At 56.2% G+C, this 24,628-nt stretch carries 21 protein-coding genes, 4 tRNA genes, 1 other RNA gene and 1 pseudogene; 4 read left to right on the top strand and 23 right to left on the bottom strand.

Annotated elements, in window-relative coordinates:
- Positions 1 to 175: 175 nt before the first annotated feature.
- The 8 genes from ysgD to AC6I77_RS00755 all read right to left on the bottom strand — a co-directional run bounded on the left by ysgD (position 176) and on the right by AC6I77_RS00755 (position 8,692).
- Positions 176 to 232, bottom strand: coding sequence for a YsgD/CorL family protein (gene ysgD, locus AC6I77_RS00790; protein WP_369690086.1), 57 nt, complete (start codon positions 230 to 232; stop codon positions 176 to 178).
- 67 nt (positions 233 to 299) lie between these two features.
- Positions 300 to 2,462, bottom strand: coding sequence for a DNA helicase II (gene uvrD, locus AC6I77_RS00785; RefSeq protein WP_003854368.1), 2,163 nt, complete (start codon positions 2,460 to 2,462; stop codon positions 300 to 302).
- A 154-nt stretch (positions 2,463 to 2,616) separates the two neighbouring features.
- Entirely contained in the window at positions 2,617 to 3,333 is a 717-nt protein-coding gene (yigB, locus tag AC6I77_RS00780; RefSeq protein ID WP_457172227.1) for a 5-amino-6-(5-phospho-D-ribitylamino)uracil phosphatase YigB, read from the bottom strand.
- A complete protein-coding gene (xerC, locus tag AC6I77_RS00775; RefSeq protein WP_008926439.1) occupies positions 3,330 to 4,235 on the bottom strand; it encodes a tyrosine recombinase XerC in 906 nt (301 codons plus the stop codon). Before xerC ends, yigB begins: the two co-directional genes overlap by 4 nt.
- Positions 4,232 to 4,936, bottom strand: coding sequence for a DUF484 domain-containing protein (locus tag AC6I77_RS00770; protein WP_003854361.1), 705 nt, complete (start codon positions 4,934 to 4,936; stop codon positions 4,232 to 4,234). Before AC6I77_RS00770 ends, xerC begins: the two co-directional genes overlap by 4 nt.
- Positions 4,933 to 5,757 carry a diaminopimelate epimerase gene (gene dapF / locus AC6I77_RS00765; RefSeq protein WP_008926438.1) on the bottom strand — a complete coding sequence of 275 codons (825 nt, stop codon included), beginning with the start codon at positions 5,755 to 5,757 and terminating at the stop codon, positions 4,933 to 4,935. Before dapF ends, AC6I77_RS00770 begins: the two co-directional genes overlap by 4 nt.
- A gap of 28 nt (positions 5,758 to 5,785) precedes the next feature.
- The gene (gene lptM, locus AC6I77_RS00760; protein ID WP_442844260.1) at positions 5,786 to 5,986 is read right to left on the bottom strand and encodes an LPS translocon maturation chaperone LptM; all 201 of its coding nucleotides are present in this window, start codon (positions 5,984 to 5,986) and stop codon (positions 5,786 to 5,788) included.
- A 147-nt stretch (positions 5,987 to 6,133) separates the two neighbouring features.
- Positions 6,134 to 8,692, bottom strand: coding sequence for a class I adenylate cyclase (locus tag AC6I77_RS00755; protein WP_003854355.1), 2,559 nt, complete (start codon positions 8,690 to 8,692; stop codon positions 6,134 to 6,136).
- Positions 8,693 to 9,008: 316 nt separating this feature from the next.
- Here AC6I77_RS00755 and hemC point away from each other — a divergent pair, with 316 nt between their 5' ends.
- From hemC to hemY, 4 genes are read left to right on the top strand one after another with little or no spacing between them, the layout of a single operon-like run.
- Entirely contained in the window at positions 9,009 to 9,950 is a 942-nt protein-coding gene (gene hemC / locus AC6I77_RS00750) for a hydroxymethylbilane synthase (RefSeq protein WP_033743361.1), read from the top strand.
- Positions 9,947 to 10,675, top strand: a complete 729-nt coding sequence (gene hemD / locus AC6I77_RS00745) for a uroporphyrinogen-III synthase (RefSeq protein ID WP_003854352.1) — start codon at positions 9,947 to 9,949, stop codon at positions 10,673 to 10,675. The genes hemC and hemD overlap by 4 nt, the downstream gene beginning before the upstream one ends.
- A gap of 25 nt (positions 10,676 to 10,700) precedes the next feature.
- A complete protein-coding gene (gene hemX / locus AC6I77_RS00740) occupies positions 10,701 to 11,834 on the top strand; it encodes a uroporphyrinogen-III C-methyltransferase (RefSeq protein WP_003854351.1) in 1,134 nt (377 codons plus the stop codon).
- Between the two features lie 2 nt (positions 11,835 to 11,836).
- Complete coding sequence (gene hemY, locus AC6I77_RS00735) at positions 11,837 to 13,033, top strand: protoheme IX biogenesis protein HemY (RefSeq protein WP_008926434.1); 1,197 nt, start codon at positions 11,837 to 11,839, stop codon at positions 13,031 to 13,033.
- Between the two features lie 926 nt (positions 13,034 to 13,959).
- Here hemY and AC6I77_RS00730 read toward each other — a convergent pair.
- The 15 genes and pseudogenes from AC6I77_RS00730 to wzzE form a co-directional block, all read right to left on the bottom strand.
- Positions 13,960 to 14,089, bottom strand: a non-coding RNA gene (locus AC6I77_RS00730) — RtT sRNA.
- A 32-nt stretch (positions 14,090 to 14,121) separates the two neighbouring features.
- A tRNA-Pro gene (locus AC6I77_RS00725) sits at positions 14,122 to 14,198 on the bottom strand.
- Positions 14,199 to 14,218: 20 nt separating this feature from the next.
- Positions 14,219 to 14,305, bottom strand: a tRNA-Leu gene (locus AC6I77_RS00720).
- Between the two features lie 16 nt (positions 14,306 to 14,321).
- Positions 14,322 to 14,397: transfer RNA gene (locus AC6I77_RS00715), tRNA-His, on the bottom strand.
- 98 nt (positions 14,398 to 14,495) lie between these two features.
- Positions 14,496 to 14,572, bottom strand: a tRNA-Arg gene (locus AC6I77_RS00710).
- 158 nt (positions 14,573 to 14,730) lie between these two features.
- Entirely contained in the window at positions 14,731 to 15,471 is a 741-nt protein-coding gene (wecG, locus tag AC6I77_RS00705; protein ID WP_008926433.1) for a lipopolysaccharide N-acetylmannosaminouronosyltransferase, read from the bottom strand.
- Positions 15,472 to 15,496: 25 nt separating this feature from the next.
- Positions 15,497 to 16,840: an ECA oligosaccharide polymerase gene (gene wzyE, locus AC6I77_RS00700; protein ID WP_008926432.1), complete on the bottom strand. Its 1,344-nt coding sequence runs from the start codon at positions 16,838 to 16,840 to the stop codon at positions 15,497 to 15,499.
- On the bottom strand, positions 16,837 to 17,904 hold the full coding sequence (gene wecF, locus AC6I77_RS00695; protein WP_105100008.1) for a TDP-N-acetylfucosamine:lipid II N-acetylfucosaminyltransferase: 1,068 nt from the start codon (positions 17,902 to 17,904) through the stop codon (positions 16,837 to 16,839). The genes wzyE and wecF overlap by 4 nt, the downstream gene beginning before the upstream one ends.
- Positions 17,901 to 19,151, bottom strand: coding sequence for a lipid III flippase WzxE (gene wzxE / locus AC6I77_RS00690; protein ID WP_039658616.1), 1,251 nt, complete (start codon positions 19,149 to 19,151; stop codon positions 17,901 to 17,903). The genes wecF and wzxE overlap by 4 nt, the downstream gene beginning before the upstream one ends.
- Positions 19,151 to 20,281, bottom strand: a complete 1,131-nt coding sequence (gene rffA / locus AC6I77_RS00685; protein ID WP_039658617.1) for a dTDP-4-amino-4,6-dideoxygalactose transaminase — start codon at positions 20,279 to 20,281, stop codon at positions 19,151 to 19,153. The genes wzxE and rffA overlap by 1 nt, the downstream gene beginning before the upstream one ends.
- A complete protein-coding gene (gene rffC, locus AC6I77_RS00680; protein ID WP_187513414.1) occupies positions 20,268 to 20,975 on the bottom strand; it encodes a dTDP-4-amino-4,6-dideoxy-D-galactose acyltransferase in 708 nt (235 codons plus the stop codon). Before rffC ends, rffA begins: the two co-directional genes overlap by 14 nt.
- Positions 20,953 to 21,069, bottom strand: a pseudogene (locus AC6I77_RS00675) (glucose-1-phosphate thymidylyltransferase 2 RmlA2); the annotation flags it as partial. The gene rffC and the pseudogene AC6I77_RS00675, both read right to left, overlap by 23 nt.
- A gap of 86 nt (positions 21,070 to 21,155) precedes the next feature.
- Positions 21,156 to 22,415, bottom strand: a complete 1,260-nt coding sequence (wecC, locus tag AC6I77_RS00670) for a UDP-N-acetyl-D-mannosamine dehydrogenase (RefSeq protein WP_039658619.1) — start codon at positions 22,413 to 22,415, stop codon at positions 21,156 to 21,158.
- Entirely contained in the window at positions 22,412 to 23,542 is a 1,131-nt protein-coding gene (gene wecB, locus AC6I77_RS00665; protein ID WP_003851955.1) for a non-hydrolyzing UDP-N-acetylglucosamine 2-epimerase, read from the bottom strand. Before wecB ends, wecC begins: the two co-directional genes overlap by 4 nt.
- A gap of 10 nt (positions 23,543 to 23,552) precedes the next feature.
- Positions 23,553 to 24,602 carry an ECA polysaccharide chain length modulation protein gene (gene wzzE / locus AC6I77_RS00660; protein WP_497816680.1) on the bottom strand — a complete coding sequence of 350 codons (1,050 nt, stop codon included), beginning with the start codon at positions 24,600 to 24,602 and terminating at the stop codon, positions 23,553 to 23,555.
- Positions 24,603 to 24,628: the final 26 nt, after the last annotated feature.

Here is a 24,628-nt window from a genome sequence, read left to right as displayed (position 1 = left end):
AATACTCCCCATTGCAGACTAAATGGGACAAGGCAGTCCGCCGTTCCTCAACATGGAACGTGCGGCCTGAACACGGAAACAGAGTTTCAGAGATAAATCAGTGCTGACTCGTGCGACGGAATCAAAAAGGGAGGTCGCTGATAACCGCTAAGGCTACCCGCGTAAAGAGGTAGCCTTAGATGTTATTCCTGGTATCCAGGTCATTGAGCCAGCATCGACTGGGCGTGTCCAAGGCATTGTCCTCTCATGATAATAGTGGGCGCATGTTACGCTGAGACGAAAAAGCCGTCAACCGCACGCTAAAGCGTTTCCAGCTTTGCGTAAGCCGCCACCAGCCACTTGATTCCCTGCCCCTGAAACGCCACCTGCAGGCGGCTGTGTTCACCGCTGCCTTCCAGATTAATGATGGTGCCTTCGCCAAATTTCGCGTGATGAACACGCTGACCCAGCGCGAATCCGCTGTCATTTTTGGTCACCGGGGCACCCATCCGCTGATGGTTTACCGGACGGCTCACGCTGGCGCGCAGACGCACTTCTTCGATGCACGCTTCGGGCAGTTCGCCGATGAAACGGGAAGGCCGGTGATACACTTCCTTACCATAGAGTCGGCGGGTTTCAGCGTAGGTCAGTGTCAGTTTCATCATGGCACGGGTTACGCCGACATAAGCCAGACGACGCTCCTCTTCCAGACGGCCGCCTTCATCCAGCGACATCTGGCTCGGGAACATCCCCTCTTCCATGCCGACAATAAAGACCTGGCTAAACTCCAGCCCTTTCGCCGAGTGCAGGGTCATCAGCTGAACCGCATCCTGCCACTTGTCCGCCTGACCTTCACCCGCTTCAAGGGCGGCATGGGACAAGAAGGCCTGCAGCGGCATCAGATCTTCATCTTCGTCCTGATAGCTGAACTGGCGTGTTGCCGTCACCAGCTCCTCAAGGTTTTCGATACGCGCCTGGCCCTTCTCACCTTTTTCCTGCTCATACATCAGCCACAGGCCTGAGTCTTTAATGACCCGGTCGGTCTGAACATGCAGCGGTAAATCGGCGGTTTCCGTAGCCAGTGAATCGACCAGCTCACAGAAGCGTTGCAGCGCAGACGCGGCACGGCCAGCCAGCGCGCGGCTTTGCAGCAGTTCGCGCGTGGCCTGCCACAACGTCATCTGACGCTCACGGGCGGTCTGACGTACCACGTCGAGCGTGCGATCGCCCACGCCACGTGTCGGGGTATTTACCACGCGCTCAAAAGCCGCATCGTCATTGCGGTTCGCCATCAGACGCAGATAGGAGAGCGCATCTTTGATCTCCTGGCGTTCGAAGAAGCGCATGCCGCCATAAATACGGTACGGCATGCTGCTTTGCAGCAGCGCCTCTTCCAGCACACGCGACTGGGCGTTGCTGCGATAGAGAATGGCGCAGTCGTTGAGCGCGCCGCCGTTCTCCATCCAGACCTTGATGCGGTTAACCACAAAGCGTGCTTCATCCAGCTCATTAAAGGCGCAATAGATAGAGATTGGCTCACCATCGCTGCCTTCGGTCCAGAGCTCTTTACCCAGGCGGCCATTGTTGTTGGCGATCAGGGCGTTGGCGGCTTTCAGGATGTTATTGGTTGAGCGATAGTTCTGCTCCAGACGAATGGTTTCCGCGCCAGGGAAATCCTGCAGGAAGCGCTGGATATTCTCGACCTGCGCGCCGCGCCAGCCGTAGATAGACTGGTCATCATCGCCTACGATGATCACACGACCGCTGTCACCCGCCAGCATCCGAATCCAGGCGTACTGAATGTTGTTGGTATCCTGAAACTCATCCACCAGCACGTTGGTAAAACGTTCGCGGTAGTGATTAAGAATGTGCGGCTTGTTGAGCCACAGCTCATGGGCGCGCAGCAGCAGCTCAGCGAAATCGACTAGACCGGCGCGATCACAGGCCTCCTGATAGGCCTGATAAATGCGCAGCCAGGTCTGCTCAATCGGATTGCCGTAGCTTTCAATATGCTTTGGCCGCAGGCCTTCATCTTTTTTGCCGTTGATGTACCACATGCCCTGACGCGCAGGCCACTGCTTGTCATCAAGGTTCATGGATTTAATCAGGCGCTTAAGCAGACGCAGCTGATCTTCACTGTCGAGGATCTGAAAATCCTGCGGCAGACCGGCATCAAGATGGTGAGCGCGCAGTAAACGGTGCGCCAGGCCGTGGAAGGTGCCGATCCACATCCCGCCCTGACTGGTGCCGATCAGATGCTCGATACGGTGACGCATCTCCGCGGCCGCTTTGTTGGTAAAGGTCACCGCCATAATTGAATAGGGAGAGCAATTCTCCACCGACATCAGCCAGGCAATGCGATGCACCAGCACCCGCGTTTTACCACTGCCCGCGCCTGCCAGCACCAGCAGGTTACTGCGCGGAGCCGCAACGGCAGCGCGCTGATTGTCATTCAAACCATCGAGCAGTTCAGAAACGTCCATAAGCACCGTTTACCAGAGAAAAAGCGTCGTCGTCGCGCTGATTATTCCGCCTGCCGCAAGACAGTATCGCTGCCCGTCAGGCGGCGACACAGATGCCAGATTAGCGACGGCGGCAAAGCAGAAAAGAGGAGACGACTGGATAAATTTACAGCCATTATAGCAGTGAGGTGAGTGATGCCAACCGCGAAATTTCGACATGCGGCAACAGGCGCGCATCCGGGATATGCATCAGGTTGCCCTGCCGCAGGTTAATCCAGCAGGCCTGCAGTCCGCAGCGCAGTGAGCCCGCGACATCGGTTGTGAGGTCATCACCGACATGCAGAATATGATGTGGTGCGATATCAAGGCGTTGCGCGGCAAGCTGATACATATCCTGCCACGGCTTGGCGCGCCCATCCGGCCCGGCCCGCAGCGTAAACTGAAAGTAGTGCGCAATGCCCATTTTTTCCGGGCAGGCGTTACCGTTGGTGACCGCCACCAGCGGGATTTTTTCCGCCAGCGCTTTTAGCGTCTGATGCGTCTCATCCGGCATCTCGACCTGACTCCGCCACTGATGAAAGACCGCCATGACATCTGCCGCGCCCGCTGTCGCTTCAGTGGCAGAGAGGCCGACATTCAGCATCGCCAGCTCTACCGAACGGCGTCGCCACTCCGACACATCATGATAGATTTCAGGCTCACGCTGAAGCAGTTCGTCACGCAACTGCTGATAATCCTGCGGCGTGAAGTCACGCAGCGCCGGATGAAAAGCCTGCAACGCCGCATGGGACTCCAGCGTGGTACGACGAATCACCGGGTAGTTATCGTAGAGCGTGTCATCAAGGTCGAAGCTCATAGCTTTTATGGCCGACAGCGGACGATAAAACTTCATTCGTTCTTTCCTCGTTTGGCGCGGGGATGCGCAGCGTCATACACCGAAGCCAGATGCTGGAAGTCGAGATGGGTGTAGATCTGGGTCGTCGACAGATTCGCATGCCCCAGTAACTCCTGCACGGCGCGCAGGTCGCCGCTGGACTCCAGCAGATGGGTGGCAAAAGAGTGTCGCAACTTATGCGGATGGATATGGCTCGCCAGACCCTGTCTGATGCCCCATTCGGCAAAGCGCTTCTGTACGTTGCGGGGCGAAATGCGGTTGCCGCGTGTCGACAGAAACAGCGCATCATCCTGGGCACCGAACGTTTCACGCAGCGGCAGCCAGTGCTGGATCCAGGTGACGGCCGTGCGGCCAATCGGAACCCGGCGCTCTTTGCTGCCCTTACCCACGACCCACACTTCACCGGAATCGAGATCGACATGGCGGCAATCCATATTGACCAGTTCGGAGAGACGCAGACCGCCGCCATACATTACTTCCAGCATCGCCCGGTCGCGCACCGCCAGCGGATCGTCAAGGTCGATCTCCAGCAGCTGATTCACTTCATCAACATCAATATTTTTGGGCAGATGCCGTGCTTTACGTGGCGTCATTACCCCTTTGGCAGGATTAGCGGAGAGCAAACCCTGACTCACCTGCCAGTCGAGGAAACTGCGCAGCGCAGAGAGACGCAGCGCCAGGCTGCTGGCAGAGAGTCCGGCACGACGGCTACGCGCCGCCATGCTGCGCACCTGCGCGGGTTCCAGCTGTGCCCAGCTGCTGAGCTTCATCTCGTCAGCAATCGCCACCAGCGCGGCAAGCTGTCGCGCATAACTGCTCTGGGTTAACGGACTCAGCTGGCGCTCCACTTTCAGGTAGCGCAGGAATCCGTCGACAGCCTCCAGCAGCGTGCTACTCATGCGCGCTCGACCCAGCGGGAAAGCAGATCAGGCATCATCTGCGACAGGTGCTGCAACAGCAGTGTCCCCATACCCGACTGGTAGTGCTGGCTGTCGCGACTGCTGAACACCAGCACGCCGAGATCGCCCTCTTCGCCCATCAGCGACATGGCCACCGAACCGATCGCTTTTGCCTGCGGCAGCAGCAGCAGCAGTTCCGGGCCATTAATGTTGCCGAGATAGTGATGCTGGTTACCGAAGCGCTGAATACGCAGCGGTTCAAACGCCTGACGCGACAGGCTCAGCTGAAAGAAATCGGAAGGCGCGCCCAGCAGCCATTTATCACTAAACAGCCGCACATTGGCACCTGCCAGGCCCAATTCACGTGCCCAGCGGTGCAGTCGGTTGAGCATATCCTGCAGCGAATCAGCCGCTGCCAGATGACTTTCCAGCGACAGCAGACGGTCAAACAGTTCGTGGTTAGCGCTGGCCTGCTCCATCAGCAGCGTGATCTCTTCTTCCAGCCGCTGAATGTGGTTGCGTTGCCGCGCCATGTGCCACTCAACCAGCGACACGCTGCCGCGCACCGGATGCGGCACCGCCATCTGTTCAACTGCGCGGGCATTGCGGATAAAGAAATCGGGATTCTGCCGCAGATAATCACTGACGGCCTGATCGTCCAGCAGAACCGAACTGTCAGTCTGCTCTTCGATATTTTTCATAGATGAATAAACCCATCGTAGACGTGTGTCGCAGGCCCGGTCATATAGAGCGGCTGACCGGCACCTTTCCAGGAGATATGCAGCGTTCCACCAGGCAGATCGACACGGACGTTAGGTGCCAGAATGCCCTGCTGAATGCCGCATGCAACGGCAGCACAGGCGCCACTGCCGCACGCCTGTGTTTCACCCGCGCCGCGTTCATAGACGCGCAGGCGGATATGTTCGGGATTGATGATCTCCATAAAACCCACATTGACGCGATCCGGGAAACGCTCATGGCTCTCCAGAATCGGGCCCAGCAGTTCAACCTGCGCGGTTTTCACACTTTCAACCTGGATGACGCAGTGAGGATTACCCATCGATACCGCACCCAGCATTACCGTCTGTTCGGCAACGCGCAGCAGATAGAGGTTTTCGGCTTTGTTGGCGCGGAACGGCACCTGCTGAGGCTCAAAGTTGGGCTCGCCCATGTTCACGCGCACCTGGTCATCCGGCGTCACGGTCAGGACCATACGGCCATTTTGCGTACTGACCCGGATATCGGTCTTGTTGGTCAGCCCTTTGAGCTGAACAAAGCGGGCAAAACAGCGCGCACCGTTACCGCACTGAGCCACTTCACTGCCGTCGGCGTTGAAAATGCGATAGTGGAAATCGAGATCGGGATCGTAAGGGGGTTCAACAATCAGCAGCTGATCAAATCCGATCCCCAGATGACGATCGGCCAGCCGGCGGATCAACTCCGGCGAAAAAAAGACGTTTTGTGTCACTGCATCCACAACCATAAAATCGTTGCCGAGACCGTGCATTTTGGAGAACTGCATTTTTTGCTCCGCCGGATAAGCCATCAGATTAGTTCGCTTGTACGCCTGAGTTGCCGGTAACCAGTCCGCCCACATCGGCTTTTTTGGCATCCGCTTTCTGGCGTTCGGTCGGCGATTGTTGTTTCTTCGGCTGATCCTTCGGCGGGAAGTAAAGCGGTCCTTTCAGACCACAACCTGCAAGGCTGGTTAGAGCCAGTGTCACGGCCAACAGGCTTATTACTTTCTTCATTCTTTATGCTCTTCATGTCCTTTACCTGGATGCTTATCATCGCAGTTGAAGGTGGAAAAGCAACAGGAAATCCCCGCTAATAGCGTGAACCGGGTGACAAGCCAGAAAGATAGCGGCCACCTGCAGAGCGCAGGCAGGCCGTCAGCATCAATGCACCTGATAGCGCGGTTGATAGTCGCTGTTGTCGTTGTCAGGCTGCGTCGTACACAGCTGCGTCAGCGTCTGACTACGGAACGGAATCACCTGGAATCGCTCACCCGTGTTCACAATCTGATAGAACTGCGGCAGGTTAAAGTTGATAAAGCTCGACCCATATGTGAAGCGATCGTGCGATGAGGAGTAGAACCGACTGACGTCGCGCACCAGCTCCTCTTTGCTGCCTTCACAGTGGTGATAGACCTCAACCCGATTCGTCTCATCAAGAATGTAGATATTGAAGCCGCGCTCATCCGTGGTGTTTTCAAAGAAGAACTGAATGATGCCTTCGCTGGCATAGCCGTTAACGACGGGTGGCAGCGGTGTCTGATTCGTTTCGACTTTAATAGAGAGTCCATGCAGCTTGTTGTTGGAGATCGCGCCATAAAACTCAACGGCATTTTCCAGCTTCTGCACAGAAACACTCATACGTTCAAAGAACAGACCCCAGGTCTGGCCTGCCATGCGCAGCGCTTTAAAGCGGCCCGGCTCCTGACGTGTGCTGGAAAGGCGCAGCTCAATGCACTCTGAGACCAGCTGCTGCACGCGCGTGCGGATGAGACCGCGCAGGTGCTGGCTGTAGCAGAACACTTCCACCGTATCCGGCGGTGCGGCATCCTGATGCATCTTGCCAAGAATGGTTTTCAGTCCTTCGATCATCGCCTGTTCGCCGCTGAAATGCAGTGTACGCACCTCATTCCAGGAGTTGCGATAGAGCAGATCGATACTGCCAATCAGGCACTGCTGCTGCTGACCAAAGCTAAAAACATCCAGCTTGCGGAAGTCGAAGTGCACCACCTGGTTGCGGAAGGCCGCTGTCGGGTCATGCTCAAGGTTAACAATAATCGCCAGGTGACGAATTTCGCACGGACTGTAGAGCGCTTTTGGTGTCGGCGAAGGCAGACGCAGCGGGAAGTGGCTGGAAACATCGTTGACCAGCTCCTGCAGACGCGCCAGATCGCAAATCTCATTGCCTTTAATATGCAGCCGGGTTTTGCGGGTCAGCAGACCATTAAACCACGCCCACGCCACCAGCTTGTTCAGGTAGCGGTTATATTCCAGCGGCTGATGGCTGATGATCGAATCCATATCCGGTGCCTGGTTATAGAGATACCAGCCGGAACGGTTGGCACGGCCAGGTGGGACATGAATAAAGGTCAGATTCGGTTCAGAGAGATCGGGCGAAATCTGCGGGTTCACCAGCGTCACTTTGCCCGGCAGCGCTTCAAACGCGGCATACAGTTTACGGGTTAATACACCGATATCCTGCGGGCTGGCGCTAACGCTTAAGTTATTACGGCGGGCAAAGCGGATCAGGTTGCGATAACTTTGCATCATCGCATCCAGTAATTCATTATGAGCTTCGCGCACCCGCTCAATTTTCCACTCGGCGCGGTTGTCCAGAACGGCAATCTTCTCTTCGTTCCAGCCCCACTCTTTGACCAGCTGCGATAAAATCTCGCGACGCCAGCCGGTGCGATGATGATGATCTTCGGTGCTGAGCTTTTCACACACTTTGAGATAGAAGCAGCGACGAACCAAATCAAGACGCGGCTGATCGTCAACGCTGGTGAGATAGTGCGTTACGCGTTCCAGCATCATGCAGTAAGGATCGAGTCCGAAGCAGATGATTTCGCCGTCGTGCAGGCGCTGTTTGATATCCATCGCCAGCAGCTGCGTGTTCGGGTATTCCCAGCTATAGGCTTCCAGCAGCAACGTTTTCAGTACGGCTTTATAAGGCGAGTCGATGCTTTTATAGAGCTGCCACAGACTGGCACCAAAATACTCTTCAGCAGACAGCGTACCGAGGCCACCCAGATCGAGCCACTCATTGGGGGTCAGCACGCCTTTCGCGTACAGCGACATCACGTAATCGTCATAGTGATGCTCTTCTTCACCCGGTACCATATTCCACAGGAGACGTTTGCCCGCCATACGAACCGCAGTACGGTAAAACTCATCCAGCAGCAAAATGTGTTGGGTTGAGCCGCAATCTTCACCGCCCAGGCTGCCGCTTTCATTGTGACGGAAGCGGTTCTCATCAATCAGGAAGAAACTGACTTCCACACCCATTGAGACGCACCACTTCTGCAATAACGTACATTTGCGCTGCAGATTCAGGCGCTCTTCATTATCAAGCCAGGATTGATGGCAGACCCAGATATCGAGATCCGAGACGCTATTCTGGCCGACAGACGAGGTGCTGCCCATGGAGTAAATGGCGGTGATTGGCATCTCGCCTTTCGGCGCATCGGCATGGCGCAGGTCGCTGTCGCCGGTGAGATCGGCCAGCAGCTGGCGCTGATTTTCATCAGGCGTGTAGAAGCTGATGCCATATGGAACGCTACCTTCAAGGTAACCCGGCATCTGAGGATGTTGATAATGTAATAAGGTTGGCAGCAGACTGTAGACGCGCTGAAAAGCGGGTCCCATAGCAGCCAGCGCACGATCAACGCGCAGCTGGTTGATTGCATCCAGTCTCTGTTTCAGTGTCTCAATGTAGAGGTACAAGACGTTTCGCCTGATTGTCCCAGTGTTTAAGCACCCTGTTTCCACGCTCTGCCGCTTATTAAAGTAAAAAGTGGGCAGATAATTGCTGGAAACGTGATCAATCTAACACTCGCCAGATTGACCGTAAAGAAAGTTGCGCTACTTAACAGTTTAGCACGTTCTTACCAGCTTCCCGCCTTTTCAGCGCTGGTTCCCACGTTATGGCTTGATAATCCGGGCCTGAAACCGTGCGCAGGCCCTTTTCAATCCGTTGAAACTGACAGTATTCATCCAGAGATGATAGGATATTCAGTGAACGATAAAAATGGTTAACAGCATGTTAGACAAAATTTTCAGAATTGCTACAAGACAAAGCCCGCTCGCATTATGGCAGGCACATTATGTACAGCAACGCCTCATGAGTGCCCATCCGGGACTTCGCGTTGAGCTGGTGCCTATGGTCACGAAAGGTGACATTATTCTTGATACGCCGCTGGCAAAAGTGGGTGGCAAAGGACTGTTTGTCAAAGAGCTTGAGCTGGCGATGCAGGATGGCCGTGCCGATATGGCTGTGCACTCCATGAAAGATGTGCCGGTCAGTTTCCCTGAAGGTCTGGGCCTGGTGACCATCTGCGAGCGCGACGATCCGCGCGATGCGTTCGTTTCCCATCATTATGACTCTATTGACGCGCTGCCACAGGGAGCCATTGTCGGCACCTCCAGCCTGCGTCGTCAGTGCCAGATTAGTGCGCGCCGTCCGGATCTGGTGATCCGTTCGCTGCGGGGTAATGTGGGCACCCGTCTCGGCAAGCTCGATGCCGGAGAGTATGACGCGATCATTCTGGCCGTTGCCGGGCTGAAACGCCTGGGACTGGAAGATCGCATTCGCCAGGCAATGCCTGCCGAAGTTTCCCTGCCCGCCGTGGGTCAGGGTGCGGTCGGCATTGAATGCCGTCTGGACGACAGCGTCTTAATTGACCTGTTACGGGCACTGAACCACGATGACACCGAAGTCTGCGTCAGAGCGGAACGCGCCATGAATACCCGCTTAGAGGGTGGCTGCCAGGTACCCATCGGCAGTTTCGCGGTGCTGGAAGGCAATGACCTCTGGCTGCGCGGCATGGTCGGCGCACCAGATGGCCGGGTGATGGTCAGCGGCGAACGCCGGGGTCCACGCGCGCAGGCAGAACAGATGGGCATTTCACTGGCCGATGAACTGCTGAATGGCGGCGCACGTGAAATCCTGAAAGAAGTTTACCAGGGGCAGCCGCCGGCATGACCATCCTGGTGACGCGCCCGGAACCCGCAGCGGCAGAGCTGGTATCGCGCCTGCATGCCCTTGGCAAACAGGCGTGGAGCCTGCCGCTGATCGAGTTCGCACCGGGCGCTGACCTCGCCTCTCTGCCCCAGAAGCTCGCCGGACTTCATGCTGGCGACCTCGTCTTTATCCTTTCTCAGCAGGTTATTCACTACGCGCAGCACGCGATCAAAGCATGGCCCACTGAGCTGGACTATTATGCAATTGGTCGCAGCACCGCACTGGCGTTTCACACCGTCAGTGGCCAGCAGGTGACCTGGCCACATGCACATGAAACCAGTGAGGAATTGATCCAGATAAACACGCTTCAGCAGATTTCCGGTAAACGTGCGCTGATCCTGCGAGGCGATCCCGGACGCGAGTTGCTGGCAGAGACCTTAACCCGGCGAGGTGCTGAGGTGACGTTTGCTGCCTGCTACCAGCGCTGCCAGAAGCATTATGATGGACCCGTTGAAGGCCGCCGCTGGCGCGATCGCGGCGTCTCGGTGCTGGTGGTGACCAGCGGTGAAATGTTACAACAGCTCTTTTCGCTGTTCCCCGCAGTTGATCGTGAGGAATGGCTGCTCCACTGCCGACTGATTGTCGTCAGTGAACGTTTGGCTACCCTGGCCGCTGGATTAGGTTGGCAGGATATTCAGGTAGCCGATGGTGCCGATAACGATGCGCTGCTGCGCGCGTTACGCTGAACTTTAACAATGGGATGTGCCACATATGACGGAACAAAAAGACTCCTCCGCCATGGTTGAAGAAACCACCCCAGCGGTTGACCGCTCCTCTTCCAGCAACAGCACACCACCGCGTAATGCGAAAAAGGGTGGCATGGTGTTGGGTGCCGTTGCGATTGTCATCGCGCTGGCGATGGGTGCGGGTTTATACCTTAACGGGAAACATCAGGCTGATTTACAGGCACAAACCAATCAAAAGCTGAGCGACCAGTTAAGCGCGTTGCAGCAGCAGGCCGGCAGCGATAAACAGCAGCTGACACAGCAATTAAGTAGCGCTGAAAAGGCGTTGCAGACTGCGCAACAGCAGCAGAATGCCTCAGCAAAAGAGCTGGAAACCCTGCGTGAAAAAGTAGCCGTGATCTCTGGCAACGACGTGCGCAGCTGGCTGCTGGCACAGGCGGACTATCTGGTGAAACTGGCGGGCCGCAAACTCTGGAGCGATCAGGATGTCACGACAGCCGCGGCACTGCTGAAAAGCGCCGATGCCAGCCTGGCCGACATGAACGATCCCAGCGTGATGAATGTGCGCCGTGCGCTGACCCAGGATATCAGCAACCTCTCTTCCGTTACGCAGGTCGACTACGACGGCGTGATCCTCAAGCTGAATCAGTTGTCGAACAACGTTGATAATCTGCGTCTGGCCGATAACGACAGCGATGATGCGCCGATGGACAGCGATGGTGGCGAGCTCTCAGGTTCGGTGCGCGAATGGCGTCAGAATCTGGTGAAAAGCTGGCATAATTTTATGGATGATTTTATTACCATCCGTCGCCGCGATAACACCGCACAGCCGCTGCTGGCACCGAATCAGGATGTATATCTGCGTGAGAATATCCGCTCGCGTCTGCTGATCGCTGCTCAGGCTGTTCCGCGTCATCAGGATGAGATTTATAAACAATCTATCGATACCGTGTCCGCCTGGGTTCGCGCCTGGTACGACACTAATGATGCCGCCACCAAAGCTTTCCTTGCTCAGCTGGATGAGCTGAGTCAGCAGAACATCAATATGGATCTGCCGGATAACCTGGAAAGTCAGCCGTTGCTGGAACAGCTGATGCAGACGCGGGTGCGCAACCTGTTAGCGCAACCTTCTGCCGCTGCTAATCAGCAGGGGGGCTAAGCATGCTTAAGGTATTTATCCTCTTTATCCTGCTGATTGCGGGCGTGGTGCTGGGACCGATGATTGCCGGTCATCAGGGCTACGTGCTGATTCAGACTGATAACTGGAATATCGAAACCAGCGTCACAGGCCTGGTCATTATCCTTATTCTCAGCCTGCTGGTGATTCTGGCCGTAGAGTGGCTGCTGCGCCGCGTGCTGCACACCGGCGCGCGAACCCGTGGCTGGTTTACCGGACGTAAACGCCGTCGCGCCCAGCGCCATACCCAGTCGGCGCTGATGAAGCTGGCAGAAGGCGACCACCGTCAGGTTGAGAAACTGCTCTCTAAAGATGCCGATCACGCTGATGTGCCTGTAGCCAACTATCTGCTGGCTGCAGAAGCTGCACAACAGCGTGGTGATGAAGCCCGTGCTAATCAGCATCTTGAGCGTGCTGCAGAGCTGTCGGAAAACAATACCATTCCGGTGGAAATCGCCCGCGCACGTATTCAGCTGGCACGTAACGAAGATCACGCTGCGCGTCATAGCATCGACCGCCTGCTGGAAGTGGCACCGCGTCACCCGGAAGTACTGCGCCTGGCCGAACAGGCGTATATTCGCACAGGTGCCTGGAGTGCGTTGCTGGATATTCTGCCGTCGATGCAGAAGTCACAGGTCGGCGATGAGCTCCATCGTGATGCCTTGCAGCAGCAGGCCTGGCTGGGTCTGATGAATCAGGCGATGGCTGATCAGGGCAGTGATGGGCTGAAGCGCTGGTGGAGCACACTGAGTCGCAAGACCCGTCAGGATACGACGTTGCAGGTCGCCATGGCGGATCATCTGATTGAGTGTGACGATCACGACACCGCACAGTCTATCGTGCTGGAAGGCCTGAAACGTCATTATGATGATCGTCTGGTACTGCTGATGCCACGTATCAAAAGCGGCAATCCCGAAGCACTGGAGAAAGCATTACGTCAGCAGATTAAACAGCATGGCGCAACGCCGTTGCTGCACAGTACGCTGGGGCAGTTGCTGATGCGTCATGGGGAATGGCAGCAGGCAGCTGACGCGCTGCAGCAGGCGCTGGCGCAGCGTCCGGATGCGTTCGATTATGCATGGCTGGCAGATGTTTATGACCGTCTGCATCGCCCGGAAGAGGCTGCAAAAATGCGCCGTGAAGGGTTGTTGCTGACGCTGAAGAATAACCCAAACGCCTGATGCGATTGTCAGACAGGATAAAGCCGGGCTCGCCCGGCTTTTTTGTGCCCAAAATCTGCCCTCCGGTTCTCGCAGGCAAAAAAAACACCTGCCAGTGGCAGGTGTAAGATCAGGTCGGTAAGACAACCGGGAGGTACCTGACTCAACGTGGTGTCTGTTAACCCTGTAAGGCTCACGCGATACAGGCAGGCAGACAACAGGTACCGAAAATTGGCTCTGCATCATTCCCAGGTTTATGTAGCATAAGCAGACATAAGAGGTGGAATGAGCATCTACAGCAGAAGTATTGCACAAGCCGTGCCAGGTTAAGGTTTATTTTTAAAGTAATTATAAATCAATAATTTAATCACAGTGCCAAATCTGTTCTTAGCCATGTCCGATGTTAAGTGTCGGTATCCGGCGACAGCTTGCATTTTCTCTGTCTCTTAATAGAGACAGCGAGGCCAATCTCTCTGTGAACTTAACAATAACAATGACTTATTTGTCGGCGATTCACGACGCTGCTACTCCTGCTTAAGCAACTTTAACTGACAACTGGCGAAATCAAAGCGGGAGAGCTGGCATCGAAGATTAGCAAACAGCAGCCCGTTCTCACCGCTGTGCCGGCTTCAGGGAGCATACGCCTTTCGCAAAGACGCAAAAGACGCCATCCCTGGCGGCCTCAGCGCGGGCCGTCCGTGGCCCGCGATGCTTTGCTACAGGCGTATGCTCCCTTCGCTTCAAGTCTGGCAGACGCATCGGGAACTTACATGGACGCTTCAGACTGGTGAGAGATCTAAAGCCGGATTCATCTGACGGTGTTCCCTTCGCAGGCTCGCACTCACCGCAACATTGTTCCACAGCCTGCGCCCCTAATCTCTCGCAGAAATTTGCATCCTCTTTCTACAGACGAAAAAAACCTGTCTTTTCAGACAGGTTTCTAAAAATGGTCGGCGAGAGAGGATTACACTGCTCTATGAGCAGCGCCCTGCGGGCCGTTGCTGAAGCAACGTTGTCTCGCTTCGCTCGGCTCAAACCTCCTTCGGAGGTCCTCATCCTCTTTTATACAGACGAAAAAAAACCTGTCTTTTCAGACAGGTTTCTAAAAATGGTCGGCGAGAGAGGATTCGAACCTCCGACCCACTGGTCCCAAACCAGTTGCGCTACCAAGCTGCGCTACTCGCCGATTTTTTTAACTGTTTTGCCTGGTGCGAAGAGAGGGACTTGAACCCTCACGTCCGTTAAGACACTAACACCTGAAGCTAGCGCGTCTACCAATTCCGCCACCTTCGCGTTTCCCAGCAAAATCTGGGGTGGCTAATGGGACTCGAACCCACGACAACTGGAATCACAATCCAGGGCTCTACCAACTGAGCTATAGCCACCACAATTCTTAATGTCACAGATTTAAAACCTGCAGCATTTAAATCTCTACTGCCAACCGCGGTAAATCAACCACCGAAGCTCATGCGCACAAACGATATGGCGCGCCCGACAGGATTCGAACCTGAGACCTCTGCCTCCGGAGGGCAGCGCTCTATCCAGCTGAGCTACGGGCGCGTAGCGCCGTTGCGGATGTGCATACTAGAGATAAGCGCCCATCGTGTCTAGTGCTTTTTAAATAAAAAGACGCGTTTGATTACGCTTTGTGCACTTTCTCGACAAATAGTGCATTTCCTCTCTCACAATGCCTAAAAATGCGGCATTTATCAGCAATATCAGAGATCGCCGCGCCAGTGGTAGCGCAAATATTTAAGCAGTTTTAATTGCCTGCGCAGGCGGCTCGGTTGTCGAATCAGACGATAGAGCCACTCCAGCCCCAGTCGCTGCCAGATTTTAGGGGCGCGCTTCACATGACCGGTAAAAACATCGTAGGTTCCGCCTACGCCCATGTAGAGCGCATCAGGACAGTGCGCACGGCACGCCAGCATCAGCAGCTCCTGACGTGGCGATCCCAGCGCTACAGTGACGAGCTTCGCACCGCTAGCCGCAATCCGGGCAAACAGCGCATCCTGATCGGCTGGCGCAAAATAGCCATCCTGCGCGCCAACAATATTCACATTCCACTGGCGGCGTAACTTATCACAGGTTTCATCCAGCACCCGCTGGCGACCACCGATAAGAAACACCGGCGTCCCTTCACGCCCGGCGCGCTCCATCAACGCTTCCCATAAATCTGCTCCCGCAATGCGCTGCACCGACGCCTGCGGATATTTTTTACGAATCGACCGCACAATACTGATGCCATCGGCATACGCATATTCAGCCTGCGCTAACAGCGTGCGTAATCCCTCATCCCGCTCAGCGGTCAGAATCTTCTCTGCATTGATCGCCACTAAAATACCGCTGCGAACGCGCTGCGGCGGCATCAAAAAATTCACCGCCGACGGCATGTTTTCGAAGCCATACAAATCAACGCCGCGAATCCGGTACTGCGGCGTCTCAGTTAACGTTGTCATATCTTCCGTCAATCCCAGAGGTTAATCAGAGCGGGCTGTGTAACACCCGCCTGCTGCGGTCGCGAATCAAACCTGCGCGATCCAGTAACCAGAAAAGTAATTTAGCTATGCCCAGACAGGCAGCAAAAATGATGCAGAAAAACACCACGCGAGAACCGAACGCATCAAGACCTTCGCGGGCCAGCACAATCATGTTAAACACCGCGCCAAAACAGAAGCTTTGCAGGATGGCGCCGGTGTACCGGTTGGTCTCAAGGCAGCCACGCTGATAGATCGCATCAAAGGCTTTGATAATCATCCCTACCGCGACAGCACCAACTGGAATCGCCCAGACGCCGCCCATCACCACCAGCGATCCAATTAATGTGGGGGAAATCGCCAGGCCAGAATGGTTATTCAGCACTTCCCAGGTGAAGTAGTTCGCACTGTTTAACACCGCCAGCGGCCGATCCGGCCAGAGCCAGGTCGGAATGAAAACGTAGAAATCACGCCACAGCGGCGCCAGACCCTGGAACTCAATGCGGGCGTAGTTATCCAGCAGAAGAGCCAGATTCTCCCACGGTGAGAACGTATCACGCGTCAGATAGAGGAAGGTATAAAACGCTTCATCGCCCATTACGTCGAGGTTATAGCGGCGCAGCGCCAGCCAGAACATCCCCGCAATTGCCAGTACGCCCGCTGTTGCCAGCATCCACAGAGTGATCCAGCCACGGGTGATCCCGATGAACAGGAACAGGGCAAAAGCAATAATGATATTGGCGCGGGTGCCGCCCACCAGTGCGTAGGTCAGCAAACCAAAGGCCACTGTTACAACCAGGAAAAGCAGCCAGTTGCGGCGCGTCGGGCTCAGAAAATAGGGGATCAACATCGCCGGAATAAAGAAGTAGAAGAAGCGCTTGAGCGCCACCCCCGAGACTTCACTGGAGAAGATCTGGTTATAGGCAGTCAGGCGGAACAGCAGAAAACCGTTGTGAATGAAAAACACAGTGACGGTTCCCAGCGCCACCAGCGCCAGAATCACGCAGGTCAGGTGCGTTTCAACCCGATTCATCTGCAGCCAGGGCTTCGCCGGTGGCGCACTGGCGGGCTTCAGCCGCACTTTATAACTGACGTAATAAATGGCGTAAAACGCCGTCGCTGACAGCAACGCCTCCAGCAGATTCTCGACCGGCACCACCTCAACATTAAAGCGAAACACCAGCACCGAGGTCAGTGGGAAGCCGAAGTAAAAGGTCAGTAAGAACAGCAGTGTGAAGAACAGATGGAAGTTAAAACGGACGCGCTTAAACTCCCGCCAGGTCAGCGTCAGAATAAAAACCAGCGACAGCAGATAGACCACCAGCAGGCCGCCAAACTGCATAAGACTCATGACAACTCCCCTTCGCTGAGCTGTAACGCGGCCCGCCAGCCTGCGAGATACCCCGGCGCAAAAAAGGCGATCGCCTGTTTATCACAGCTCATCAGCTGGCGGCGTGCCTCGGCAATCACCGCAGGCGACAGCGTATCTTCGCTGAACAATACCGGAAGCTGCTGCTCAGCCACATCACGCCAGAACGGATTTTTGCGGGTCAGGATAAACGGCACGTTGGCCTGGATCAGCAGACAGAGTGTTCCCACTCCCTGCTGACGTTCAAACATAAAATAGCCGACATGACAGCGCGCCAGGAGCGCTAAATAATCATCAAACGCCAGATTTTCACGCATCAGATTCACCTGCCCGTCCGGGAACAGTGTCTCTGCTGCAGCCTGAATCTCACTGATGTACGCCTCGTTGCCTGGCGGATAGCCCAGCGGCACCTCGATACGCACCTGTGTGCCAAACTGCGCGCGAATCGCTTTTAAGCCTTCAATGTGCCGGTTACTCGGATCGCCGGAGTTGCCCAGCAGCAGCGTAAACGGCTCAGCGGGATCAGACTCAACAGCGGCGGCGGGCATTCGGGTCGGGAAATAGAGCAGTGAACCCGGCACCCTGCGATGACGCTGCTGGTAGTGATGCAGGTCGCCACGGGTCGCAAAAACCTGAGCAACGCGTCCCTGTGCTAGCCGGCGAACCAGATAGAACAGGCGAAACTTAAGGCTGCGTGAATCTTCATAGAGATCGGCACCCCAGACATGCCAGAAGATTTGGGAACGGCGCAACTTGCCACTGAGTAATGCCAGCCAGATCCACGGGTTAAACTGACCGTGGCAGAAAAAGCGCTGCTGACGATGTCTGGCCCGCTGCAGCACCGCCTGCGCCAGCGCTTTCTTGCTGGTAAAGCACTCAATCTGCAATGCACTGAACGGTGCCAGGCTCTCTGGCTGCTGCGTTACTACCATAAAATGGCGTGGCGAAGCCACGGGCTGCTCAACGCTGAGTACATCGTTGAAAAAGCGCAGCACCGTAAGATTGTGGTGGGGAATGTCCGATCCCAAAACGTGAATTAAAGTCATTTTTTCCGGCAGTAAACAATAAAAGCGCCACAACACAGGGCAAAGTAAGCCACATAGGTAAACATATAGGCCTGCGCCGCACCCGTCGCGCCATGTAACGGGATCAACCAGCGTGAGAACAGCGTCAGCAACAGAAACTGGCTGATCTCAGTGAGAACATAAAAGCGCAGCGAGGCTTTGGCGATAACCAGATATCCGAAAACATAGGCACCGACTTTAAAAACATCACCGCACAGCTGCCAGACGAAAAGATCGCGCATCCCGCGAAAAGCCTCAGAGAACAACAGGCTGATGGCGAAATCGCGCAGCACCCAGACACCAAAACTGGCAACTGCTACGGCGGGCAGTACAAAACGCAGTGCACGGCCAATCTCGCGTGCAATGTCGCGTTTGCTCTCGAGCCGCGCCAGCGTCGGCAGCAGCCAGACGCTAAAGGTTGCGGTGATAAACTGCAGATAGGCATCCGAAATGCTGGTGACACCCTGCCACAATCCGACCTGCGCCCACCCTTCCTGCTCTGCCAGCAGGTTACGCATCAACACCCAGGCGACCGGCAGGGTCACAGCCGTGATCAGCGCCATCAGGGTATATTTTGCCAGATTACGCGCCAGCTCAGGGTGCCATTGCGGACGCAGCCAGCTCAGCGGCAGCGGTGCGCGGCGTTTCAGCATCAGTAGCGCCGGCAGCAGCAGCAAGGCCGGCACCAGTGCCAGGCCAATCAGCGCCCCCTGATAGCCACCCAGCCACCAGCAGAGCAGATAGCCCGCCACGCCAGTCAGGCTGCCGAGAATCAGTGCCAGCGCATTACCGCGCGCATCGCGATAACCCTTCAGCAGCGCCAGGGTAAAGTTGGCCCAGGCGATACCGAGCTGAAGAAAGGCGACGACGCGGATGACGCCCTGATAGCGATCATGACCAAACAGCGCGGTGCTGATGGGTGCCGCCGCCAGCAGAAACAGCAGCGCCAGCACACCGGAAAAGCCCAGCACCATTGCCGATGCCGTGCCCACCATCGCGCGCAGTTGTCCGGGCTGCTGTTGATACTGCGCCACATAGGTGGTGACGCCATTGAAGATGCCCGCGCCCGCCAGCACACCCAGCACGGTGATCAGCTGACGAAAGTTCCCCGCCTGGCCGACACCCTCGGGTCCGAAACTCACCGCCAGCAGTTTGACCACCAGCAGACCAGCCACAATTTTTACCAGCGTGGACGATGCGGTCCACACTGAAGCTCTGGCCAATGACATCAGGAAAAGAAGCTCAGCAGTGAGCTGATAACCGTGCTCTGATTATTATCGGACAGGTTATAGAACAGCGGCAGGCGCAGCAGACGTTCACTTTCCTGCGTGGTATAGCGATCGTCGCCGACAAACTGCGAGAAACGCTCACCGGCTGGCGAACTGTGCAGCGGAATATAGTGGAACACCGTCAGTATCTCAGCTTCTTTCATCCAGTTGATCAGCGCCTGGCGATCGTCCTGATCGCGCAGTTTGATATAAAACATGTGCGCATTGTGTTCACAGCTGGCGGGGATCACCGGCAGGCTGATACGTCCCTGGGCCGCCAGCGGCTGGAGTGCGTCGTAATAGCGCTGCCAGATACGTAACCGCTGCTGGTTGATGCGCTCAGCGGCTTCCAGCTGCGCCCAGAGATAGGCCGCCTGCAGATCGGCCATCAGGTAGCTCGACCCCATATCGCGCCAGGTATATTTATCGACCTGACCCCGGAAGAACTGGCTGCGGTTGGTGCCTTTTTCCCGCACGATCTCGGCGCGCTCGACCAGGCTGGCGTCGTTAATGAGTGTCGCGCCACCTTCGCCACCGGCGGTGTAGTTCTTGGTTTCGTGAAAACTGAAGCAGCCAATATGACCAATGGTGCCCAGGGCGCGCCCTTTGTAGCGTGACATCACGCCCTGCGCCGCATCTTCGATCACAAACAGCTTATGCTTTGCCGCCAGCGCCATAATGGTGTCCATTTCACAGGCCACGCCTGCGTAATGCACCGGCACAATGGCGCGGGTTTTTTCAGTGATAGCGGCTTCGATCAGCGTTTCATCGATGTTCATGGTGTCCGGGCGCACATCGACAAACACGATGCGCGCGCCGCGCAGCACAAAGGCATTAGCGGTCGAGACAAAGGTGTAGCTCGGCATGATCACTTCATCGCCGGGCTGCAGATCGATTAACAGCGCCGCCATCTCCAGCGAAGCGGTACAGGAGGGAGTGAGCAGCACTTTTTTGCTACCGAAACGCTGCTCCATCCACTGCTGACAGCGACGGGTAAATCCGCCGTCACCGCACAGCTTGCCGCTGTTCATTGCCGACTGCATATAATCAATTTCTGTGCCCACAATCGGGGGCGCATTAAATGGAATCATGACCTTTCCTGTAAAACCAGTAGGCGGTGCTGTCGAGCCGGGCACCGCTGCGTAAATAGAGGCGCATCGCCGTGAGATTACTCATCTGGGTGGCAACCCGAAGCTGAGCCAGCTGTCTTACCCGCGCCCAGTCCGCCGCCGCCAGCATCAGTCGCTGACCCACGCCCTGGCCCTGCGCGTCAGGCAGCACGCCCAGCAAACCGATTCGCGCATCGCCGTCTGCCGCGCGCAGCGAAACAAAACCCTGCAACTGACCGGTGGCGTCACTGGCTACCAGGCACTGGTCGTCAAATGTGCCGCGCACCGCATTTTCAATCCACTGCGCATAGAAGCGACCGCTGGCGTCCGGCGCATACCAGGGCGCGCGAAAACGGCTCTGGCTGAAGAGCTGAGATGCGGCATCGCGCAGTGGCGGAATTTGTGCGTCACGCGCAATGCGAATCCCCGCCTGACGTTCCGTCTCTTTAACCGCCAGCGTCAGGTCTGCTTCGCCTTCTGCCAGCTGAAACTGATGCTGCTGCAGCGTATCAATCAGTGCCGTCTCGCTGGCAGCGACTTTCATCTGTATCAGTGCGCAGGGATGCCGCAGCGCCTGCTCCAGCGGCGTCTCGCCCTGCGGCTCCAGCCGCACGGTATCAACACCGAAGAATGTGCTCTCCCAGCTAAGGGGATTAATATTGACGTGGACGGGCATGTAATAAATCCAGCAGGTATTGGCCATAGCCAGTTTTTGTCAGCGCTTCACCCGCGGCACGCAACTGGTCATCGCTGAGCCAGCTGTTACGCCAGGGACCAGTTTTACCAGCCGTCTACAGTATAAAGCGCACCAGAGCCGAACCGATAAAACCGGCACCGCCCGTGATCAAAAAGCGCTTCATCGCCACACGCCTTTGGTATCGACAATCCAGTTCTGCTGAACATCGGCGGCGTTAATCGCGCGGAAGGCACGGTGATCGACCAGCATCACCAGAATATCGGCCTGAGCCAGCGCCTGCTCGCAGGAGACCAGTTCGGCGTTGACAGCCAGCGAGTCCGCAAGCTGCTCAATGTGAGGTTCAACCACCCAGGTCTTGCCACTGTGCCACTCTGCGATTTTCTGAGTCACGCCCACGGCCGGGCTCTCGCGCAGGTCGTCAATGTCAGGTTTAAAGGCCAGACCAAAGCAGGCGATAGTGACCTCGCTGGCGCGCTTGCCGGTTTGGGTCAGGCAATCCGCCAGCGCGGTTTTCACCTGGTCCAGCACCCACTGCGGCTTGGCGTCATTCACCTCACGCGCGGTGCGGATCAGGCGTGCCAGTTCAGGATTCTGCGCCACGATAAACCAGGGATCGACGGCGATACAGTGACCACCCACGCCGGGACCGGGTTGCAGAATATTGACGCGCGGATGACGATTCGCCAGCGCAATCAGTTCCCAGACGTTAATTCCCTGTTCGGCACAAATCAGCGACAGCTCATTGGCAAAGGCGATATTGACGTCACGGAAGCTGTTTTCAGTCAGCTTGCACATCTCGGCGGTGCGGGCGTTGGTCTCAACGCATTCACCTTTCAGAAACAGCCGGTATAACGCGCTGGCGCGGGCGGAACAGGCAGGCGTCATGCCGCCAATCACCCGGTCGTTGTTAATCAGCTCAACCATTACCTTGCCAGGCAGTACGCGCTCCGGGCAGTAGGCGACAAAAATATCGGGCGTCTCACCGTGCTGCGGAAAGCGCAGGTCAGGACGCGCCGCAGCCAGCCACTCGGCCATCTGTTCTGTACTGCCCACCGGTGAGGTGGACTCCAGGATGACCAGATCGCCCTTCTTCAGAACCGGTGCGATCGACTCCGCTGCGGCTTTCACAAAGCGCAGATCGGGCTGATATTCATCTTTGAACGGCGTCGGTACGGCGATCAGAAAAGCGTCAGCGGGTTCAGGCTGCGTGGTGGCGCGCAGGTCGCCACGCGTAACAGCCGCATGCACCACTTCATCTAAATCGGGTTCTACGATGTGGATTGCGCCACGATTGATGGTTTCAACGGCACGCGCGTTGATATCCACGCCCACCACTTTTTTTCCCTTTGAGGCAAAAACGGCTGCCGTCGGCAGCCCAATGTATCCCAGTCCAATCACGGAGATGGTTTCAAAACTCATAATTCAGCTCTGTTATCTTTTAAGGCTTGTAAAATTCGGCCACAGGCTTTGCCATCGCCATACGGATTATGGGCATGGCTCATCGCCTGCCAGGCATCGTCGTCGCTCAGCAATTCACTGACACTGGCCACGATCCTGTCGATATCCGTCCCTACCAGTTTAACGGTACCCGCATCAACCGCTTCCGGACGCTCGGTCGTGTCACGCATGACCAGCACCGGTTTACCCAGTGAAGGCGCTTCCTCCTGAATGCCGCCGGAATCGGTCAGAATCAGCCAGGCACGGTTCATCAGCCAGACAAAAGGCAGATACTCCTGCGGTTCAATCAGAATGATATTCTCAATGCCGCTGAGAATCCGATTAACCGGCTCGCTGACATTCGGATTGAGGTGCACCGGATAGACGATCTGCGCCTCAGGGTGCTGGCGGGCAATCTGCGCCAGCGCGCTGCAGATACGCTCAAAACCGCCGCCAAAGCTTTCACGCCGGTGACCGGTAACCAGCACCAGTTTCTTATCCGGGTTGATAAAGGGATAGCGCGCCGCTAATTGTGCATTCAGATTGCAGTCATCCAGCACCCGATCGCGAACCCACAGCAGCGCATCAATGACCGTATTGCCGGTCACAATGATGCGCGAATCGGGCAGGTTTTCCTGCAACAGGTTCTGACGCGAGCGGGTGGTAGGGGTGAAGTGCAGACGGGCAAGATGGCCGGTGAGTTTGCGGTTGCCCTCTTCCGGCCACGGCGAAGCGAGATCGCCGGTACGCAGACCGGCTTCGACATGCCCGACCGGAATTTGCTGATAAAAGGCGGCCAGGCTCGCAGCCAGTGTTGTGGTGGTGTCACCATGCACCAGCACAATGTCTGGTTTGAAATCGAGCAGGACGGTTTTCATGCCCTCTAAAATGCGACAGGTAATCTCAGTCAGTCCCTGCTCAGGGCGCATAATATTAAGGTCATAATCCGGTTCGAGCTTAAACAGACGCAACACCTGATCGAGCATTTCGCGATGCTGTGCGGTGACGCACAGGCGCGATTCAAAAGCAGGATCCTGCGACAGCGCCTGAACCAGTGGCGCCATTTTAATCGCTTCGGGACGAGTACCAAATACGGTCAGAACTTTCACACTGTTTCTCTCACTCATGCGTGTCTGACATCAGACGCGGACGACGTGCCAGCGCCACTCCAGCGCCTGTTAATGCCCCAACGGCACCCCACATAATCATCATGAACAGACGTCGCGGACTGTCACGTGATACCGGCTCTTCCGGTGTGCGCAGATAACGGTAGGTCTGAAACTTGCTGTTCAGTTTTGGTCCGGCCTGCAGCGTGGTCAGCATTGCTCTGTTCTGATCATAGCTGATATCAAAGCTCGGCCCCGTTGCGCGCAGGGTATCCAGCTGGCCCTGTAAAACCGGCTGACCCAGCAGGAACAGATCGCTGTCTGCCAGATTCTCACCCACTTCGCGCGTCTGCTTCTCATTAATGCCCTGCTGGCTGGCGATCTTCAGCGCCTGCTCCAGCCGATGCTGCTGGCGCTGGAACACCGCGTTAGCCACATCTTCCTGACGTTTCACCTGCGCCTGCAGCTGATCGGTACGTACCCGCCAGGCACCTTTTAACTCATCGTTCAGATGACGCGCGGCGCGCTCACTGGCGTAGGCAATGTACTGACGCAGCAAATTATTGGCGTCACCCGCCGTTTCCGCTTTGAGTTTGACGTTATCGGGCAGGTTATGGGCCGCGTCAGCAGGCGTAAACAGGATATTGCCGATCATATCGTCGAGCAGCGCAGCATCGTTATGCGCATTGCCGGTTTTGCGGCTCTTGAAGTAATCCGTCTGTTGCCAGAACTCACGACGCGTATCCCACGACGCGAGTTGCATGATGAACTCCTGATAAACCTGATCCATCACTGTCGGTGACGGTGCTGACAGGGTTAAGGTGTTGCTGCGCGCATCCAGATTGGTCAGGAATTGCTGCTGCGAATAGTATGAACCGAGCATGTTCACCGTGGGACGATCGGTGATCGCGGTGGTGCTCCAGACCTGTTTCAGCAGCAGCGTGACCAGCCAGGCGACCAGAGCAAACAGCAGTGCCAGCCCGATGACCCAGCGTTTGCCACGCCATAAACGGCCGCTCAGGCCGCGAATATCCAGTTCGTTGTCCACAACGTCAGAAGGCATGGAAGAAGTATCCTTTAATCAGCATC

The sequence above is a fragment of the Pantoea sp. X-Soil-ISGK-259 genome (assembly GCF_059730705.1).
This window is presented reverse-complemented; position numbering and strand designations above follow the sequence as displayed.

What these genes read in the sequence shown, in the direction of transcription:
- uvrD (WP_003854368.1), bottom strand. Translation starts at nt 2,462, where the DNA reads ATGGACGTTTCTGAACTGCTCGATGGTTTGAATGACAATCAGCGCGCT.
- yigB (WP_457172227.1), bottom strand. Translation starts at nt 3,333, where the DNA reads ATGAAGTTTTATCGTCCGCTGTCGGCCATAAAAGCTATGAGCTTCGAC.
- xerC (WP_008926439.1), bottom strand. Translation starts at nt 4,235, where the DNA reads ATGAGTAGCACGCTGCTGGAGGCTGTCGACGGATTCCTGCGCTACCTG.
- AC6I77_RS00770 (WP_003854361.1), bottom strand. Translation starts at nt 4,936, where the DNA reads ATGAAAAATATCGAAGAGCAGACTGACAGTTCGGTTCTGCTGGACGAT.
- dapF (WP_008926438.1), bottom strand. Translation starts at nt 5,757, where the DNA reads ATGCAGTTCTCCAAAATGCACGGTCTCGGCAACGATTTTATGGTTGTG.
- lptM (WP_442844260.1), bottom strand. Translation starts at nt 5,986, where the DNA reads ATGAAGAAAGTAATAAGCCTGTTGGCCGTGACACTGGCTCTAACCAGC.
- hemC (WP_033743361.1), top strand. Translation starts at nt 9,009, where the DNA reads ATGTTAGACAAAATTTTCAGAATTGCTACAAGACAAAGCCCGCTCGCA.
- hemD (WP_003854352.1), top strand. Translation starts at nt 9,947, where the DNA reads ATGACCATCCTGGTGACGCGCCCGGAACCCGCAGCGGCAGAGCTGGTA.
- hemX (WP_003854351.1), top strand. Translation starts at nt 10,701, where the DNA reads ATGACGGAACAAAAAGACTCCTCCGCCATGGTTGAAGAAACCACCCCA.
- hemY (WP_008926434.1), top strand. Translation starts at nt 11,837, where the DNA reads ATGCTTAAGGTATTTATCCTCTTTATCCTGCTGATTGCGGGCGTGGTG.
- wecG (WP_008926433.1), bottom strand. Translation starts at nt 15,471, where the DNA reads ATGACAACGTTAACTGAGACGCCGCAGTACCGGATTCGCGGCGTTGAT.
- wzyE (WP_008926432.1), bottom strand. Translation starts at nt 16,840, where the DNA reads ATGAGTCTTATGCAGTTTGGCGGCCTGCTGGTGGTCTATCTGCTGTCG.
- wecF (WP_105100008.1), bottom strand. Translation starts at nt 17,904, where the DNA reads ATGACTTTAATTCACGTTTTGGGATCGGACATTCCCCACCACAATCTT.
- wzxE (WP_039658616.1), bottom strand. Translation starts at nt 19,151, where the DNA reads ATGTCATTGGCCAGAGCTTCAGTGTGGACCGCATCGTCCACGCTGGTA.
- rffA (WP_039658617.1), bottom strand. Translation starts at nt 20,281, where the DNA reads ATGATTCCATTTAATGCGCCCCCGATTGTGGGCACAGAAATTGATTAT.
- rffC (WP_187513414.1), bottom strand. Translation starts at nt 20,975, where the DNA reads ATGCCCGTCCACGTCAATATTAATCCCCTTAGCTGGGAGAGCACATTC.
- wecC (WP_039658619.1), bottom strand. Translation starts at nt 22,415, where the DNA reads ATGAGTTTTGAAACCATCTCCGTGATTGGACTGGGATACATTGGGCTG.
- wzzE (WP_497816680.1), bottom strand. Translation starts at nt 24,602, where the DNA reads ATGCCTTCTGACGTTGTGGACAACGAACTGGATATTCGCGGCCTGAGC.